Source organism: Domibacillus sp. DTU_2020_1001157_1_SI_ALB_TIR_016, assembly GCF_032341995.1.
Classification (GTDB): domain Bacteria; phylum Bacillota; class Bacilli; order Bacillales; family Domibacillaceae; genus Domibacillus; species Domibacillus indicus_A.
Genome location: NZ_CP135439.1, coordinates 119,906 through 137,808 on the forward strand (window position 1 = coordinate 119,906; position 17,903 = coordinate 137,808).

15 protein-coding genes are annotated in these 17,903 nt (G+C 43.3%); 8 read left to right on the plus strand and 7 right to left on the minus strand.

The window, feature by feature from the left end:
• Nucleotides 1-17 precede the first annotated feature (17 nt).
• From RRU94_RS08620 to RRU94_RS08630, 3 genes are all read left to right on the plus strand, one after another.
• Nucleotides 18-812, plus strand: coding sequence for an MBL fold metallo-hydrolase (locus tag RRU94_RS08620; protein ID WP_315693704.1), 795 nt, complete (start codon nt 18-20; stop codon nt 810-812).
• A gap of 189 nt (nt 813-1,001) precedes the next feature.
• Nucleotides 1,002-2,204 (plus strand): S1C family serine protease, encoded by a 1,203-nt coding sequence (locus RRU94_RS08625; RefSeq protein ID WP_315693705.1) that lies wholly within the window; start codon nt 1,002-1,004, stop codon nt 2,202-2,204.
• A complete protein-coding gene (locus RRU94_RS08630) occupies nt 2,204-2,362 on the plus strand; it encodes a CxxH/CxxC protein (RefSeq protein ID WP_315693706.1) in 159 nt (52 codons plus the stop codon). Before RRU94_RS08625 ends, RRU94_RS08630 begins: the two co-directional genes overlap by 1 nt.
• 93 nt (nt 2,363-2,455) lie before the next feature.
• Here the strand turns inward: RRU94_RS08630 and RRU94_RS08635 are convergent, their stop codons facing one another.
• Entirely contained in the window at nt 2,456-4,738 is a 2,283-nt protein-coding gene (locus RRU94_RS08635; protein WP_315693707.1) for a glycerophosphodiester phosphodiesterase family protein, read from the minus strand.
• 255 nt (nt 4,739-4,993) lie between these two features.
• Between RRU94_RS08635 and rlmH the strand changes: the two genes are divergently transcribed.
• On the plus strand, nt 4,994-5,473 hold the full coding sequence (rlmH, locus tag RRU94_RS08640; RefSeq protein ID WP_315693709.1) for a 23S rRNA (pseudouridine(1915)-N(3))-methyltransferase RlmH: 480 nt from the start codon (nt 4,994-4,996) through the stop codon (nt 5,471-5,473).
• A gap of 303 nt (nt 5,474-5,776) precedes the next feature.
• Here rlmH and RRU94_RS08645 read toward each other — a convergent pair whose 3' ends face one another.
• From RRU94_RS08645 to RRU94_RS08665, 5 genes are all read right to left on the minus strand, one after another.
• Nucleotides 5,777-7,282 carry a glycine betaine uptake BCCT transporter gene (locus RRU94_RS08645; protein WP_315693710.1) on the minus strand — a complete coding sequence of 502 codons (1,506 nt, stop codon included), beginning with the start codon at nt 7,280-7,282 and terminating at the stop codon, nt 5,777-5,779.
• 49 nt (nt 7,283-7,331) lie between these two features.
• Nucleotides 7,332-8,000, minus strand: a complete 669-nt coding sequence (locus RRU94_RS08650; RefSeq protein WP_315693712.1) for a hypothetical protein — start codon at nt 7,998-8,000, stop codon at nt 7,332-7,334.
• A gap of 447 nt (nt 8,001-8,447) precedes the next feature.
• Nucleotides 8,448-8,849, minus strand: coding sequence for a DoxX family protein (locus RRU94_RS08655; protein WP_315693713.1), 402 nt, complete (start codon nt 8,847-8,849; stop codon nt 8,448-8,450).
• A 102-nt stretch (nt 8,850-8,951) separates the two neighbouring features.
• The gene (locus tag RRU94_RS08660) at nt 8,952-9,896 is read right to left on the minus strand and encodes an AEC family transporter (protein ID WP_315693714.1); all 945 of its coding nucleotides are present in this window, start codon (nt 9,894-9,896) and stop codon (nt 8,952-8,954) included.
• 117 nt (nt 9,897-10,013) lie between these two features.
• Nucleotides 10,014-11,711 (minus strand): NAD-dependent malic enzyme, encoded by a 1,698-nt coding sequence (locus RRU94_RS08665; RefSeq protein ID WP_315693715.1) that lies wholly within the window; start codon nt 11,709-11,711, stop codon nt 10,014-10,016.
• 439 nt (nt 11,712-12,150) lie between these two features.
• On the opposite strand from RRU94_RS08665, the gene RRU94_RS08670 reads away from it, so the two are divergent.
• Complete coding sequence (locus RRU94_RS08670; protein WP_315693716.1) at nt 12,151-12,834, plus strand: winged helix-turn-helix transcriptional regulator; 684 nt, start codon at nt 12,151-12,153, stop codon at nt 12,832-12,834.
• A gap of 220 nt (nt 12,835-13,054) precedes the next feature.
• Here the strand turns inward: RRU94_RS08670 and RRU94_RS08675 are convergent, their stop codons facing one another.
• Nucleotides 13,055-13,732 (minus strand): NAD(P)H-dependent oxidoreductase, encoded by a 678-nt coding sequence (locus RRU94_RS08675; protein ID WP_315693717.1) that lies wholly within the window; start codon nt 13,730-13,732, stop codon nt 13,055-13,057.
• Between the two features lie 317 nt (nt 13,733-14,049).
• Here RRU94_RS08675 and RRU94_RS08680 point away from each other — a divergent pair, with 317 nt between their 5' ends.
• From RRU94_RS08680 to RRU94_RS08690, 3 genes are all read left to right on the plus strand, one after another.
• Nucleotides 14,050-15,597: a GNAT family N-acetyltransferase gene (locus RRU94_RS08680; protein ID WP_315693718.1), complete on the plus strand. Its 1,548-nt coding sequence runs from the start codon at nt 14,050-14,052 to the stop codon at nt 15,595-15,597.
• A gap of 356 nt (nt 15,598-15,953) precedes the next feature.
• A complete protein-coding gene (locus RRU94_RS08685) occupies nt 15,954-17,366 on the plus strand; it encodes a dipeptidase (RefSeq protein ID WP_315693719.1) in 1,413 nt (470 codons plus the stop codon).
• Nucleotides 17,367-17,552: 186 nt separating this feature from the next.
• Complete coding sequence (locus RRU94_RS08690; RefSeq protein WP_309090499.1) at nt 17,553-17,903, plus strand: Na-translocating system protein MpsC family protein; 351 nt, start codon at nt 17,553-17,555, stop codon at nt 17,901-17,903.

Below are 17,903 nucleotides of genomic sequence, written 5' to 3' on the forward strand. Positions count from 1 at the left end.
TAACTGGAGTGAACAGCATGACAATGCAATTTAGTGTACTGGCAAGCGGAAGCACTGGCAATGCGGTTTTCGTGGAATCAGACGGCCATTCCTTTCTTGTGGATGCCGGCCTTTCCGGCAAAAAGATGGAAGAGCTTTTTTCATCGATTGAGCGCAAGATAGCCGATTTATCGGGCATCTTTGTTACCCATGAACATAGCGACCATATTAAAGGACTTGGCGTGCTGGCGAGAAAATACAAGCTGCCGGTTTACGCAAACCAAAAAACATGGCAGGCAATGGACCGGCTGACCGGTACAATTGACGACAGCCAGAAATTTGTCTTTGAAACGGAAACAGTGAAAACATTCGGCGCTGTGGATATTGAATCTTTCGGTGTTTCACATGACGCGGCCGAGCCGATGTTTTATATTTTCCACAATAACGGCAAAAAGCTTGTTTTGATCACGGATACGGGATACGTAAGTGATCGGATGAAAGGGCTTATTTCCAATGCTGATGCATACGTTTTTGAAAGCAATCATGATGTCGGAATGCTTCGAATGGGCCGCTATCCCTGGAGCGTTAAGCAGCGCATTTTAAGCGATGTAGGACATGTATCAAACGAAGATGCGGCGCTTGCGATGACAGATGTGATCGGCCCGCAGACAAAGCGTATTTATCTAGCACATTTAAGTGCAGATAATAATATGAAGGAACTTGCAAAAATGAGTGTCACGCAGACGCTTGAACAAAAAGAAACAGGGGTCGGCCATCGGTTTCACCTGTATGACACGGACCCGAAAGTGCCAACACCGCTTGCAGTTATTTAATCCACACCCGTGGCAGACAGCTGCGGGCTTTTTTTTGCCAGCTTTTGATTTCTTTCAAACTTTTCTATTTGCCCGTTATACACAGCAGGCGGCATATGAGTTGCCCTTCTTTTTGGCAAAAGCGTATAATTTTTTAGAATAGATGAGAGAAATGGTGAAACAATAAGTTGGCAGAAAGGATGAATCGTATTGGGCTATTATGATGAAGGGCGCACAGGAAGAAACAAGCGAAGCGGCAAAGGCGGCTACTTTTTATCAGGACTTGCCGGTGTGGTGATCGGGGCTGGTCTTGTAGTCGGCACGCTTCCATCTATTGTGGAGTATCAAAACAAAGAAGGCGTTTCTGTTTCTGAGAATGAGTCTGTCCAAAATGAAAACGCGGAGCAGGTATCACTTGATGTGACAACGGACGTAACGAAAGCTGTGGATAAAGCCAAAGACACGGTAGTCGGGATCACCAATATCCAGGCTTCTATGGACTTTTTTGGATCAGAATCTGGTCCTCAGGAAGCTGGAAGCGGCAGTGGTGTCATTTATAAAAAAAGCGATGATACGGCTTTTATTGTGACGAACTATCACGTTATCGAAGGTGCTCAGCAGCTTGAAGTAACCTTGGCGGACGGCACAAAAGAACCGGCAGAACTGCTTGGCGGCGACGTATGGACGGATCTTGCCGTTTTAACAATTAAAGGCGCCAATGTGAAAAAAACGGCCGAATTCGGGGATTCAGAAGCGCTAAAAATCGGTGAACCAGTCATTGCGATTGGGAATCCGCTTGGACTTGAATTTTCCGGGTCTGTTACACAAGGGGTTGTGTCAGGACTAGAGCGGGCTATTCCCGTTGATTTAAATGGAGACATGGTGAATGACTGGCAGGCAGAAGTCCTGCAGACAGATGCAGCGATTAATCCCGGCAACAGCGGCGGCGCGCTGGTTAATATTGCAGGCCAGGTTATTGGGATCAACTCTATGAAAATTGCCGAGAGTGCAGTGGAAGGCATTGGCTTGTCCATTCCGATTGATACGGCTTTGCCTATTATCAAAGACCTTGAATCATATGGTGAAGTAAAGCGTCCGGCAATGGGTGTTACCCTGCAGAATGTAAACGAACTGCCATCTTATCATCAGGAAGAAACATTAAAGCTGCCTAAAGATATTAAAGAAGGCGTCATTATTGAGCAGGTGTTAACAAATTCTCCGGCAGCAAAAGCGGGTATGCAGGAGTATGATGTGATCACAGCTCTTGACGGCAAGCCTGTTCAGGATGTTATTGCCCTGCGCAAATATATGTACAACAATAAAAAAGAGGGCGACACTGTAAACGTAACCTACTATCGTGATGGAAAGCAGCGGGAAACAAAGATGACGCTCGTTGCGGAGAGTGATTTGTAATGGAGAAAAAAGAAATAACGTGCTGTCTGGAGCACGTGGAACTGGCGCTTGATATAGCCGTGGATGAATGGGAAACGGCGCCGGTTATGCAAAAAGCAGAAGAACCTGCATCCTGCGAATTTTGTCAAAACGTGGCTCTATATGTTGTGGGTAGCTAATCGTTGCCCTCAAAATGTGGATTAATTCTGTGGGTATGTGGATAAAGTCAGAAAATTCCCGTTATCAACATGTTGATAACGGGAATTTTTTCTTTATTTTACCACTACTTCAATTGGCTGGGAGACAATTCGCCATTCTTGACCAAGCATGTTAAATGTATGCTGGGCAAAAACGTAAAAAGTGCCCGTTTGCACCGCTTGAATGGTATTTCCGCTAATGGCTACGCCATCATGTGGAGAAAAAAGAGTAGTTTCAATATTTTCCTTTTTCTTTGTACGGTAATTAAGAAAGGCCTTTGATTGAATCTCTGCGGTCTGTCCGACACGCAAATGTCGTTTTTGAATCGGTGTTTCAATCCGAATCGGTGCATCGGTCAGCCACTGTGTATAATCCGTAATCGGTCCAATCATGCCGTTTTGGAGCTGGCTGCCAAAATCTGCTTCATTGCGGAAAGTCCAATGAAAACTGATCATGCCGCGCTGGCGAAGGTAAGATGTAAATTCCGGCGATAAGCTGCTGTAGCTGGCGTTAAGCGTTGCATTGATACGCGAAGCATATTGAAGCATGCTCCGGGCATCATTAAGCCGTGCTGCTTCCCCGCCCGGAACAGATGAAGAGTACAAGTAGCCCGACGGTATATGCGGTGCAGAAGCCACAGATTGGGTAACGCTGTTTAAATGAAAGCTTTGCAGGACAACTTGATCCGCCATTCCCTCTTCGTTAATGATCCGAATCGTATCTTCCGCAATGCCATCTGCTTTTAGCTCCACTAAAAGAATGACATTTTTCCCCTTAAACTCCTGAAGGAATTCACGGAAGGCCGGCACACGTTCACCGACAAATTGGCTGCTAAAATAAGAGCCTGCATCAAGAGACTGGAGTTCTTTCAGGGTCAAATCTTTTACATTGCCTGTTCCGTTCGTCGTCCGGTCGACAGTATAGTCGTGCATAATGACGATTTCGCCGTCTTTCGTTTTCTGCACATCTGTTTCAATTAAATCCGCGCCAAGTTCATACGCCATTCGGTAGCCGGCCATTGTATTTTCTGGGGCTAATGACGGGATACCGCGATGCGCTGCAACAATGGGGCGCTGAACGAGTGTGTTTTCCGGGTAACGGCTGAATGCAGCCGTTACCGGCATAGTGTCACCCGCAATCATGCCGTCGACTCCCGCATGAATAAGGGCATGTGCATCCAGCTCTGATGCACCTTCCAGCTCTCCCCAAACCGCCACAGCACGGCGGTGAAACTCATGAACAAGGTCCGCTGAAAGCAGTTTTTGCGGCAATACCGCTGTTTTAGCGCCAGACGCGTGAATAAACTGAATAAAGCGGTTCACGTCGTGATTATTAAGCGAAGACCGGTTATAGAGGAGTGCGCCGCGTGCAGACGGAACTGTTTCTCGAACGACTTTTAACACATCTGGCTGACTAGAAAGAATATGTACATCCTGGATGGACAACTCCTGAAGCAATTCGGCTGTTTTCTCAGCTGTTTCGGCTTCTTCCAGTCGAATGACCGGAATCGTTTTGCCTGCCATTTCTTCCAAATAAGTGCGAAGTGGTACATCTTTCACCTTCAAATCAGCTCCTGGCTGAAGCAGCATAGATGAAACACCCTCCATTTGTTGAAGCTGAGGCACTGACGAAATTACGGTCGGTGCATTAAGCAGGTTGGTTTCCGGCTGATCGCCAAGAAAAGCACCGCTTTCAGCCAAAGAAGGAAGCTCTTCCGTTTGTTCAGTAATGCGGATGTGATCAAATTGAACAGTGGCGCCCGATGCCTGAAAACCGATTCGGCCGTTTTGAAGCGATGTTGCCGCATCTGTGTTGATAACGAGCTGGCCATTTATAAATTGCTGTACGCGGTTTCCTTTTGAGATGATTTTCAGCTTGTACGTTTTGTTGTAAGCAAAAGCCTCGCTGTAAGGGGCTTTGTTCAGCACAGACCATTGATTGTTTGCATTACGAAGGGCAAATTCAACGCCATTTAGCGCCTGGGCACCGCGGCGGACAGCCATTTGATAATAAGGATAGTCATTGCCCTGTACGCGATACATAATCGATGCCCAGCGTGTATCTTCAACAGCGGATAAAAACGTCATATCGGCTTCAATCACATAGTCACCGCCAGAAACAGACGAAGGCGCAAGCACGCGAGCGGGCTTTGAAGAAGAAGGAGATGATAAAACAAGGGCACCGTTTTGAACAGAAGCTTGCCCCTGAATCACTTCCCAGCCAGCCGGCAGTGAAGACGCATCGAAGGATTCCTGTAAAACAGGCTCTGCTGCCAGCGTCTGGACGGGTGCCCACTCATTGGCGCTTAATAAAAAACCAGAAGCTAAAAACAAGGGAACAATTTTTTTCTTTTTCATCCTAATCCCTCCTCAAATAAACTGCTTCTTTATTTTGGCAGGGGATTATTAACAGAGTGTGGAGGAAAAAATAAGTTAACAAAAAAGACGAAAAATTCGTTCTTTTTTCCTGATAAATAAAAAAGAAACGCCGCAGGAAAGGATATTCACATGTGGATAGTATGATAAAATAAGGATGAGCAAAAGGAATGTTAATATGTGGATAACTTCTGTGGATAAGCTGTTCGTAAATTGTTTGTAAAGTGGGGTCAAATTGTGAATATCTCGATTATAACAGTAGGAAAATTAAAAGAGAAGTACTTGAAGCAAGGCATAGATGAATATGTGAAACGATTATCTGCTTATGCAAAAATCGATATCATCGAAGTTCCGGATGAAAAAGCACCGGAAATATTAAGTGAAGCGGAAATGAAACAGGTGAAAGAAAAGGAAGGCGAGCGCATTCTTGCCAAAATCGGCCAGGACACCTACGTGATCGCTTTGGCCATCAATGGAAAAATGAAATCTTCTGAACAGCTTGCTGCCGATCTTGATAAGCTCGCTACTTATGGCAAAAGCAAGATTGCTTTCGTGATCGGCGGATCACTCGGACTGAGTGACGCCGTTTTAAAGCGGGCAGATGACAAGCTATCATTTTCTCCGATGACTTTTCCACATCAGCTTATGAGACTCGTTTTGGTTGAGCAGATATACCGGAGTTTTCGGATAAACCGCGGTGAACCGTATCACAAATAGTGGTAAAGCAGCCAGTAGAAGTAACTCTAGATAAGGAAATATTAAAGAGGCTAACTCAAACTAAAGGAGACCGACTATAACATATACGGTCTCCTTTAGTTTTCTTTAACCTGTATAACTTTATTATACATAATGATGAAAAACAAGTTTGTATATATTATCAATGAATGTAGTGAACCGTATCATAAGTGAAAGAAAAGGCAAACTCGGCGACAATCCGCAGCTTCTATGAAATAAAAACTCTTCCTGACCTACACGAAAAGTCAGGAAGAGTTTTATTTACCTTTTAAAAAGTGCGCTGTTTCACTTACGGCTATTTTGTGTGTCATACTCGCTCTTTAAACCTTTGAGCAGAGAGAAGGACATCAAAACCAAGATAATAGCAAATGGGAGAGCGGCTGCGAGAGATGCGGATTGCAGGACATTTAGTCCGCCAGCGAAAAGCAATACAGCTGCTACAGCAGATTGAATAATGCCCCATGTTACTTTGATTCTGTTGGAAGGGTTCAATGTGCCGCCTTCGCTTAGCATTCCCAGCACAAAGGTTGCAGTATCGGCAACTGTTATATAGTAAATGGCTACAACGGTAAAACCAATGACGCTTAACAGAAAACCTAATGGAAGCTGATCAAAAAATGTAAAGATAGACAAATCTACGTTATTTGCGATGGATGCTGCCAGATCATCGTTTCCTTGTACAAGATCCAGCGCAGAGCCGCCAAAAATAGACATCCACAAGCATGTTCCAAGGGTTGGAACAATCAACACACCAATAACAAACTCCCTGACGGTGCGTCCTCTTGAAACGCGTGCGATAAACATACCGACGAAGGGTGCCCAGGCGATCCACCATGCCCAGTAGAATAATGTCCAGGAGGCAATCCAGCCGTCTCCTTCACTGAATGGTGTTAGTCTTAAGCTTAGATGCAGAAAATCACTAAGATAAAGACCCGTTGTATTAAAGAAGACTTTAACAATAGTCAGGGTAGGGCCGACAATCAAAACAAGCAGCATGATCAAAAAGGATAGGATCATAGCGCCATTAGACAAGTATTGGATCCCTTTGTCTAACCCTGTATTGATTGAAATGATAAAAATGACCGTTGCAACAGCAATAACAATCAGCTGCACGAATAATTCATTCGGAACTCCGAATATGTGATGCATTCCGGCCGTTATCTGCATGGCACCAAGGCCTAAAGATGTTGCGATACCGAAGACCGTTGCAAAAATGGACAGGATATCAATTGTTTTTCCGATCGGTCCATAAATTCTGTCACCCAATACAGGATAGAATGCGGAACTGATCGCTGCCGGAAGCTTTTTGTTGTATTGGAAAAAGGCAAGTGCCAACCCAATTACAGTGTAGATCGCCCATGGATCCAAACCCCAGTGGAAGAATGTATATTTCATGGCGGTATTGGCTGCTTCAGCTGTAAACCCTTCCCCAGTGGGAGGATTTGTGTAATGGGTTACTGGTTCGGCAACACTCCAGTAAACAATCCCAACTCCCATTCCAGCTCCAAACAGCATAGCAAGCCAAGATCCGGTGTTGAAATCCGGCTTGTCTGTTTTTTTACCAAGACGGATACTGCCGTATTTAGAGAAGAGTATATAGATGGAGAAGATTACAAAGAACAGGGTCGCACTAAGATAAACCCACCCAAAGTAGTCAATTGCCCCAGTATAAATGATATTCGTTACATCGGTGAGGCTGTCTTTAAAAAAGACGCCCCAGATAATAAAGATTAGCGTGATTAATAAAGAAATAATAAAAACAGTATTACCCGTTTGTTTTTTACTGCCCATAGAAACCTCCTAGTAGTTAACAGGCCTTAATCTCAGCTTGTGAGACTAATCACATATTGAGGAGATGATAAACAACTTCCCATTTATTTGAGTCCGACAACTCATCCAGCGGAACTTCTAAACCGCCTCCAAGATATATCGTTTGGCCCTTGATTGCGATAACCATCGCTTCCAATAACTCATCGTCGACTTTCTTTCGATAAATGCTTCCTACTCTTGGCAGCTGCTCAATGCTGGTGGTCACGACAGGACCAAGCGCGCTGTCATCTAAGTTCTCCTTATCCACACCTTCCATACTCTGGTAATCGATAGGATTGCTGTTATCAGCACGGCCAGGTTCCATTACAAGGTATTCATAATGCTTGAGCCCGTGGGAATTATTCGTAGTGACCCCATATTTGTCTGATGATTCCACCACATCAATTTCATTCAACGAGTATGTGTCCAAGGAATCAGGCTTCGGATTATGTATTAAAACATGATCGCCTTCCTCAGCAGTCCTTTTGCTGAGCGTATAGACATGACGATTGAAGACAAAGCTGTCATGTTCCTTTGGTTTGTATTTTTCTACACTTGCTGCCGTCGTTAACACCTGTGTTAAATCCCTCAGTCTGATAGCGTGAACGGATTGCTTATACATCTGTTTAACCCCGTATATCCGATGTAGCTCATTGTTATAATATACAAACTGTCCTTTTCTTATTTGATAAAGTTTCACGGATAATTCTCCCTTCAAGCTTATTTCTTAAGTCAGGATTATAAAAACATGAGGATTGCACAACCTCCATCATCATTAGGGTCTCTTTATACCCGAAAATTATGATGCATAAAAGTAATAGGTAAATACATTACGAAAAACTGAAAGATATAGTATTTTATGCTCACTACAATTTTATATCCTCTTGAGAGCGTTCATTGGTCCTAAAAGTAGTGCCCGCCAATGAATCATGGATTATAAAACCAATTTTTCACAAGAACCCTTCTCTTAAAATAAAATTAGGATTAGGGTTCATATATATATGGAAATAAAAATTTTGTATTCAACTACACATTCAGCAAAACGATAGGGCTTTTACATTGTTTTACTTAAAGAGGGAACGTACAGGAATCGGCGCTTAACCGGAAAAAACAACAAAAAGCTGACCTTTTTCGGTCAGCTTTTTTATTACGGAGTATAAATTAAAACGTACTCACCCGGCCCGATTAAAGCCACGCCCATGGCTGCTGCAATCAAAACGAGATTGTATTCAAACCCGCCGTTTGTCATCCAATAGCCGTTTTTGCCATGAACCGCAAAAATGGCATCAATCATTACAATGACAATCATAATTGCGCCGAGCCAGGTAAGAAAGCCGGCAGCAAACAGCAGGCCGCCAATGAATTCAAACAGTCCTGCCAAGGCAGCCCACACCTTTGCGCCCTCTTTGATACCGATTGACTCGAGCCAGCTTCCCGTTCCGGTAATACCCGTACCTCCGAACCAGCCGAACAGCTTTTGGGCACCGTGTCCGACAAAAGTTAATCCAATGACAAGTCGAATGATTAATAGTCCAAGATCTGCCGCCATACTTCTTCCTTCTTTCAGTCAATGTATTTTCAAAAGACATAATGGTTCTGATCAAAAACAAACAGATAACTTATTGTGAGGAAGCAAGACAATGTTTATGCCCTACATCAATAAAGAGATGTAAACCGGCAAGGAAACTAGGGATAAAACAGTACTAATAACAAAAGAAGAAGCCGTTTCTGTACTCAACGAATCAAAACGGGTTGAAATCATGGCTGCCACAGCGGAACCCGGGAATGACACAAGCAAAATGGCTTTGACTGTATCTGCATGATTAATACCAACCATATGGGCTACGGCAATCATGAATAATGGAATCGCCACAACCTTTAAAATAGAAATGCCAAATGAAATGGCTTTAAAGCTGATTTTGCGGATACCAACTGTGACACCGACAGCAAATAGCGCAACGCCGGATGTAACAGATCCAATCTGGTCAAGGGCATCCTTTACGAGATCCGGTGACTGGAAGCCGAATAATGTCAGCACGACGGCAGCAAGCGGGATACAGGCAAGCGGTTCGCTCAGGCCATGAAGAATAATGCCAAGCGTACTTGATTTCTCCTCTCCAGATGCGCTGCTGCCTTGTCCGATTGTCCCCACGATTGTCGCTAAAGGATCCAGGAGGGCATTCACGACAATTCCCGTCACAGCAATGGGAATCGCCACTTCCTGGGCTCCAAATAAGCTTCCCAGCACAGAGATGCCCATAAAAGCAAATGCCGGCTGGGTTGAGTTGAGTGAAAACATGGATGCTTTTGTTAAATCATACTTAAACCCAAAACGAGCAATCAATAAAAGAATCATATAAAAGCCGATAATACCAATTGTCATCGTTAAGAAGAAAGGCCACTGGTCTATCAGCGTTTGTTTAGGCGTTGATGTGATGCCAATAAAGAGATGGGCCGGCAGGGCAAACTTCGTTACCAATGTATTCAGGCCTTTAGAGGAATCGGCATTAAATACTCGAAAATAACCGCCTAAATAACCGAGTATAATCGTAAAAAAGATAGGAACCAACGTTAAGAAAATACTGCTAATACTCATTCTATACACACTTCACTTTCAGAATTTCTCTTTAAACAGGCACTTGATCGGCCTGCTCGAAAGGAAAGAGCTTGTTCATCTTTCCTCTTTTATGAGCATCCGGATCAATAAAACTTTTTACTTTTTGTAAATAATTTCTTTGTACTCAGGCTTCCATACATCTTCTATGACTGCTTTTTCAATCGCAGCCATATCCGCTCCAGCTATTCCTTCCGTTACAGCCGTTTTGGCTACCTCGAGCGCCACAGATCGAGAGACCTCCTGCAGCTGATCGATAGAAGGCAAAAGAGAAGCGCCAGGCTTGCTTGTATTTGATGATTGGGCGACTGCGGCTGCGGCTGCAGCAAGCATTCCTTTGGAGATTTTGGCTGCTTTGGCCGCAATCGCGCCTAATCCAAGTCCAGGGAACACAAAAGCATTGTTGGATTGCCCGATTTCATACGTTACACCGTTATAGGATATATCCTCAAAGGGGCTTCCTGTTGCGATCAAAGCTCTGCCTTCCGTCCAGGCAAGTAAATCTGCCGGTACAGCTTCTGCTAAAGGAGTCGGGTTCGACATCGGCATAATAATCGGACGCTCCACATGCTTGGCCATTTCCTGAATGATTTCTTTTGAAAAAGCGCCGGCTTGTCCGGAAGTACCAATTAAAATGGTTGGCTTGACCTGTTTAATCACTTCCATAAGCGGGATGATGCCATCTTCGCTGCGCACCCAGGTTTTTACTTCTTCTGCTTTTCGTGTGTATGGCTGTTGGAATGGAAAAACATCCGTCATAAGATCGGTTAACAAGCCGCGGTAGTCAATAGCCCAGAATTGATTGTATGCCTCTTCTTTAGACATGCCCTCCAGCACCATTGCTTCTGCCATTTGATCGGCGTTTCCAATTCCTGCAGCGCCAGGGCCGAATACAACAACCCGCTGTTCGGTTAACGGAACACCTGTTACCTTCAGGGCAGACATTACAGCAGCAAGGGTTACCGCACCAGTACCTTGTATATCATCGTTAAACGTTAAAATGGAATCACCATACTGATCGATAATATTGCGTGCGTTCACGTTTCCAAGGTCTTCCCAGTGAATGAGCGCTTCAGGGAAGAATTGCTGGCAATTGGAAACAAACAGATCAATCAATTTGGCGTACGTTTCACCGCGGACACGGCTAAATTTGTTGCCAACATAAAGCTCATCATGAAGAAGGCTTTCGTTATCCGTTCCAACGTCGAGTACAACAGGAAGAACGCGGCTTGGATCGATACCGGCCGCCGCAGTGTAAACAGCCAATTTACCAATCGCAATATTAATTCCGCCTACACCTTGATCTCCAATACCAAGAATGCTCTCAGAATCTGTTGCCACAATTAAATCGATGTCATTTGCAGCGCAGTGAAGGTTTTGAAAGGCTTCTTCCATTTCTTCCATATTATCAACCGATAAGTATAATCCCCCTGGACGGTGATATTCGTGGGAATACTTTTGAATCGATTCACCGACAGTCGGCGTGTAAATGATTGGCAGCATTTCGCTGAGGTGATCTTTCAGCAGACGGTAAAACAGAACAACGTTACGGTTATATAAATCATGAAGCAGGCCGTTTTTGCGAATGCTGCTTGATTGAGCAGCAAATTGTGTATACGCCCGCTTTGCCTGCTGATCAAGTGTCAGTACCTGAGGGGGAAGTAATCCCTCAAGCCCAAGTTCTTTTCTCTCTTTCTTTGTAAAAGCCACCCCTTTATTGATAAAAGGGTTTAAAAGAACCTCTTTTCCTCTCAAAGAGGTTTCCCATTTCATATTTGTTTTTACTTCCGTGGTCATTTCTATTCCTTCTTCCTATCTGTTTGGCGGCAGTGTCCATTTCTGTCTTCAGGCACGCTGGCTTTTCGTGCATCCAATGAGCCGGGCCTTACTCCTACTTTTCGGAAGCCTTTTTCCTTGCTTTTATGTATGCCTTCCATTTTAACCAGCGTTATGAAAAGTGAGCCAGCTTGGGTACGGGGCTGTAAACCAATTTAATGGTCAGTAAGTAGTAAAGGAAATTTTCTTAAAATGCTCATATTCCAATTGTTTGATCTTAAAGCCAAAACGAGTGCACGACAGCAGCCGGCCTTTTTAAAAAGTGCCGCCTTTAAGTACTATTATGAACCCCAGGATAAAATTTGTGAAGTAGTAACACTTTTTTATCCTTGTTTCTTTTATATACTTATATTTGAAAACGATTCCAAGTTATGATATGATCGATACAAGATGGACAGGTATGTTTAAAAAAGTTAAAGCAGGTGGAAAATTGGATTACAAGGATCAAGTTTGTATAGAATTGACACCATTGGAGATGATGGTCGGAAAGTGGAAGCCCATTATTGTTTTACATTTGATAAGAGAAGGAACAAAGAGATTTAGCGAACTGCAAAAGTTAATACCCGAGATTAACAAAAGAACACTCACGCTTCACTTGCGTGAATTAGAAGAGCAGGACATCGTGCAGCGGGTCGTTTTTCCAGAGGTTCCGCCCCGCGTAGAATATTCAATTACAGAGCATGGAAAAACACTCCATCCGGTTTTGCTTCAAATATATGAGTCGGAAGTAAAGCGTATCGGGGATACTGAAGCCGAAAGAGATATAAGCAAAATATTTACGGCCCTTGAAGCAAGAGTGGGGAAATGGAAGCCGATTCTGCTTTTACATCTGCTAAAAGGAGGCACAAAAAGGTTTAATGAATTACATAAACTGGTGCCTGACATAAGCAAAAGAATGCTGACCGTGCAGCTGCGAGAATTAGAAAGCAGGGATATTGTCCTTCGGGTTGTGTATCCTCAAGTTCCGCCTAAAGTGGAATACTCCATTACAGAACACGGAAGAGAACTTCAGCCCGTTTTAGAAGCCATGCATACGTGGGGAAAAGCTCATATCGAACATATGAAAAACAAGGCTTTTCAATAGAAGAGATAAAAAAAGTTTTTGCGCATTAATGGCAGAATTTAATGGAAAAGCATCATCTTTTCTGGTAATTTTTCAGACTGTTGGAAAAGTTCTTTCGACGCTTTTCATTGTGTTGTATAAAAAAATAATCGGCCATCCTTATATAAAGTCAAGAGTGCACTCCAATAGGAAGCCGCCTGTGGAAGAAAATCCACAGGCGGCTTTTTGCTGCACAGCTTTTTTATTCAATCCACTGAACAATATCATTCATGTCTTTTCTTGTTTTTGGACGCGGCTCGTTCTTGCGGTAGCCGAATGAGACCATAACAGAAATCGCTAAATGATCATCTTCAAGCAGATTTTCTTCTTTAAGCAGCTTTTGTACTTTTTCAAAATGGAAGCCTTCAATCGGACATGAATCAATGCCGATCAAAGCGGCAGTCGTCATCATATTGGCCATCGCAATATACGTTTGTTTCCCAGCCCAGTCCAGCATGGTACGCTCGTTTTCTAAAAGGTTAAGATCTTCTTCCTGAAAAGATTTGTACCGTTCTTTAATTTTGTCAAAGAGCTCAGGCGGAAATTTCTTTACGTTCAGCATTTGATTCTTCACATAGTCTGAATCATACTTTGTATCTTTGATCGTTCTTGCCAAAATCACGACAAAGTGGCTTGCGGTCGGCAGCTGCCCTTGTGCTCCCCAGGAAAATTCACGCAGTTTTTCACGCAGCTCTGGATTTTGGATCACTAAAAACTTCCAAGGTTCATAGCCGACAGAGCTTGGAGATAAGCGGGCTGCTTCTAAAATCAGTTCAAAATCTTCTTTCGGTATTTTTTTCGTTGGATCAAATTCTTTTGTGGCATGTCTAAATTCGAAAGCCTTTAAAATGTCCTGGTGTGTAATAGAAGAGTGGCTCATATACTTGAATACTCCTTTTTATAGCATGTTTTTTACCCACATATTGTGCCCGTGAGTGGATGGATTATGATGATGATCAGTATAAATAATGAACGGGCGAAAGGAAAATAGTTTGCTCAAAAGAGAAGGGATGGAAAGGGAGGACGGAGAAAAGAAAAGGAGTGGGCTGTCAGTATCTCTTGGCGTAAATTTCCTTGTGAAAACAAAAGAGAATATAAGTTTATGTCCACAGAAAAGAGGGTAGGTAAAGACAGGCCTATTTTACTCAATCAAGGACAGGCTTACAAGCGTTATAGACTGAAAAAGGACGTGGAAACGTGTCAGAGACCGATATGTCAAAATACGAGAAAAAAATTATCGTGCGAAATATACGTTATGAAGATATTGATGAAATTATGAAGCTGTGGGGCCGCTGTTTCCCGGGCATGGAGCCATGGAAGCGGGAGCAGCTGGAAAGTCATATCCACATTTTTCCTGAAGGTCAGTTTTGTGTAGAATATGAGGATAAAATTGTGGGCTCCTGCTCAAGCCTGATTGTTAATTTTGACGAGTACGACGATCAGCACACGTGGAACACGATTACAGACAATGGATATATTACAAACCATGATCCCAATGGTTTTAACTTATACGGTATTGAAGTGATGGTAGATCCTGAATACCGCCGGATGAAAATCGGGCACCGTCTTTATGAAGCGCGGAAAGAGCTCGCCCGCCAGTTAAATCTTCAAAGCATCATTATTGGAGGGCGAATTCCGAATTATCATAAATACAAGTCGGAGATGACACCGCGTCAGTATGTGGCGGCTGTTGAAAAGCACAGCATTTATGATCCGGTTTTATCTTTCCAGCTTCTTGAAGGATTTACGATTAAGCGTATTAATACGCGATATCTTCCGGACGATGCAGCGTCCGATTCTTTTGCTACATTAATGGAATGGAACAACATTGACTACCTGGCCAAGTCGCGGCGTGTATACCGCGCGTCTTTCCCGGTAAGAATTTGCGCGATCCAATATATGATGAAAAAAATTGATTCCTTCGAGGATTTTGCCCGCCAGGTAGAGTACTACGTAGATGTGGCTGCTGATTTCGGGTCTGACTTCGCTGTTTTTCCTGAGCTGTTTACGACACAATTAATGTCGTTTCTCGAAGAAAAGCGGCCGGACCGCGCTGTCCGCCGTCTGGCTACGTACACAGACCAGTACATCGAATTGTTTACGGAGCTGGCTGTCCGCTATAACGTAAACATTATTGGCGGCTCCCACTTCGTTGAAAGCGAAGGCAATATTTACAACGTAGCTTATTTATTCCGCCGCGACGGAACCATTGAAAAACAGGAAAAAATTCATGCAACGCCAAATGAGCAAAAGTGGTGGGGAATTGCGGAAGGAAACAAAATTGAAGTATTCGATACGGATTGTGGAAAAATTGCCATCCAAATTTGTTATGATATTGAATTTCCAGAGCTTGCCCGCATTGCCGTTGACCAGGGAGCCAACATTATTTTTGTTCCGTTCTGTACAGACGACCGCCAAGGATATCTTCGTGTCCGCTATTGCGCCCAGGCACGGGCTGTCGAGAACCAGGCCTACATTTGTATTGCCGGAACGGTCGGCAACTTAACCCATGTAGAAAATATGGACATTCAGTACGCACAATCGGCCATTTTCTCTCCTTCTGATTTCGGATTTGCAAGAGACGGAATTGTAGGAGAATGTGATGCGAACGTAGACACGGTTGTGGTAGGGGATGTGGATCTGGAAAAGCTGAGAAGATCCCGGAACGCCGGGTCGGTCAGACAGCTGCGCGACCGGCGCCGTGACTTATACCGAATTGAACTGAATCAATTAGAATCAGAGTGAGTAGAATCATATGAACACTTCAAAAAACAAGCTGATCAATTTCACCTGTCAGCTTGTTTTTTTATGTTGTTAACATGAAATTGAAGGGAAAATTGATTGGGAAATAGGATATTTTTTCAATAAATAAATAAAGAATAAATAAACAAAGGACAAATTTACTAAATTTTCTATATAGTTTGACTCTTATAGTTTTTAAGATTAAAATTAGCACTTATAAAGAAATTACATATAAGTCAAAAAAAGGATAAAACTTTTTTATCTACATATAAACTTGTTTTTTTGTAATTGGATTTTATCTAGAAAAGCTTTACTGCCTGCTGCCAGGCATAAAAAATAAACAGCCAGGAGGTTCTTTTATGAAAAAGTTGTTTTATGTTCTCTCTGTGTTTCTTTTGTTTTCGCTGTCAAACGGAGCTGCTTCTGCTCAAGCTTTGAATGCAGCAGATCTTCATTTCAGCTCCACCGTTGTGGATGGCCATAATGATACCATGATGAAAGTGGTAGACCCCGATACATGGCTGCCGGTCACGAACATTCAAAACAGCACAGATTTTCAAGTAGACATTCCTAAAATTCAAGCGGGCGGCTTGGACGTGCCGTTTTTTGCAGCTTATACGTCTGGTTATTATGGAAATACCCCGCGCAGTCTCAGCAGAACGCTGGCGCTCATTAACGCTCTTTACTGGACCCAAAAACAAAACAGCGATGTTCTGCACATTACTTCATCTTTCAAGGATATTCAAACAGCGGTCAAAGGAGGAAAAATTGCGGCTTTCCCCACGATTGAGGGGGCATATTCTCTTGAAGAGAAAAATGCCATTGAATTGCTGCACCAATATTATGATTTGGGAATTCGGGCGGTGGGCTTCACATGGAATTACTCGAACGCGCTCGGAGAAGGAGCCAACAAAGTCTACGGAGATCCAGCCAAAACCCCTTCCTCAGGCGGCTTAACGGAGCTTGGTGAAGAAGTAGCACGGGAAATGAATAAACTTGGTATGATCATCGATGCTTCCCATATGTCTGAAAATACATTCTGGGACGTAATCAAGGTGTCCCAAGCACCGATTATTGCCAGCCATTCCGGTGCTTATTCATTAAGAAATCATCAGCGCAACTTGACGGATGATCAGCTAAAAGCGCTGGCCGAAAATGGTGGTGTTGTAGGAGTCGTCCTTTACCCGGAGTTTTTAACAGACCGGTACCCGAATGAACCAGCTTCTATTAAAGACTATGTGGACCACATTGACCACGTTGTAAAGGTGGCTGGCATTGATCATGTGGCCCTTGGATCCGATTTTGACGGCGGACCGCTGCCGGCCGATTTAAAAGATTCTTCCCAGTTACCTAAAATCACAGAAGAACTAGTAAGCCGGGGCTATTCCAAGCAGGGCCTTCAAAAATTGCTTGGTGAAAATATGCTGCGTGTTTTAAGAGAAGTAGAAAAAGCAGCAGATTATAAGCCGGCAGACGATAGCAAAAATCTGAAATTGGTTCCTTCCCTACAAATGGGTGAAATCATCGCAAGCAATACGCCTTTGTTAACAGCGAAAGTGGAAGGAAAGCAGCTTGCACAAATGAAGGAAGAAAGCCTGCAGATTGTGGTGGATGGCATTCCATATACTCCACATTTCGATCCGGAAACCTCGACTGTTTCAGTCCAGCTTCAAGAACCACTCAAAGAAAAATTCCATGTGGCAACATTTGAAGCAAAAACGAGCACAGGGAAAGCCGCAAAAGAAACAAGAATTTTTTATATCAATCAATAAATAACATAGTCCTGACGATGAAAAACGAAACCTCGAATGACCGGCTTTTGATGAGTCTCATTCGGGGTTTTTTGCTTTTGTATAAACAGGGCTCAAAATAACTTGTTAGATTTTCTGACATAGAAAGTGACGATTTATCAGAATTTTTATACGATAAACAAAAGAATAAACAGCAGGTGAAGAACGGTGAATGCCTCTTTTAAAAAACAGCTGTCTCAGCTGTACAATGAAGTGAATCAAGAAATTTACAGTACAGGCGTAAGCAAGCAAAAAATAGACGTTGTAGAAAACCGCATTGTCATTTTTGCTCAAACAAAACGTTCGCCTTTGATTTCCGCTTTAGGCAGGCGCTATCCGGAGTTAACACTGTCTGTCGACGGGGCTTTAGCAATGGAATACAAACACAGCTTAAAAGAACGGATTGAAGAACAGTTTGGACTGACAGTGACAGCTATTTTTAAAGATTACGACGCGGTAAGCCAGCATGCCTGCACCGTCATTTATGTAAAAGAACCACTTGATACATCCCATAAATAA

What these genes read in the sequence shown, in the direction of transcription:
- RRU94_RS08620 (WP_315693704.1), top strand. Translation starts at nt 18, where the DNA reads ATGACAATGCAATTTAGTGTACTGGCAAGCGGAAGCACTGGCAATGCG.
- RRU94_RS08635 (WP_315693707.1), bottom strand. Translation starts at nt 4,738, where the DNA reads ATGAAAAAGAAAAAAATTGTTCCCTTGTTTTTAGCTTCTGGTTTTTTA.
- RRU94_RS08630 (WP_315693706.1), top strand. Translation starts at nt 2,204, where the DNA reads ATGGAGAAAAAAGAAATAACGTGCTGTCTGGAGCACGTGGAACTGGCG.
- RRU94_RS08655 (WP_315693713.1), bottom strand. Translation starts at nt 8,849, where the DNA reads ATGGCGGCAGATCTTGGACTATTAATCATTCGACTTGTCATTGGATTA.
- RRU94_RS08645 (WP_315693710.1), bottom strand. Translation starts at nt 7,282, where the DNA reads ATGGGCAGTAAAAAACAAACGGGTAATACTGTTTTTATTATTTCTTTA.
- RRU94_RS08670 (WP_315693716.1), top strand. Translation starts at nt 12,151, where the DNA reads ATGTTTAAAAAAGTTAAAGCAGGTGGAAAATTGGATTACAAGGATCAA.
- RRU94_RS08660 (WP_315693714.1), bottom strand. Translation starts at nt 9,896, where the DNA reads ATGAGTATTAGCAGTATTTTCTTAACGTTGGTTCCTATCTTTTTTACG.
- RRU94_RS08665 (WP_315693715.1), bottom strand. Translation starts at nt 11,711, where the DNA reads ATGACCACGGAAGTAAAAACAAATATGAAATGGGAAACCTCTTTGAGA.
- RRU94_RS08685 (WP_315693719.1), top strand. Translation starts at nt 15,954, where the DNA reads ATGAAAAAGTTGTTTTATGTTCTCTCTGTGTTTCTTTTGTTTTCGCTG.
- RRU94_RS08675 (WP_315693717.1), bottom strand. Translation starts at nt 13,732, where the DNA reads ATGAGCCACTCTTCTATTACACACCAGGACATTTTAAAGGCTTTCGAA.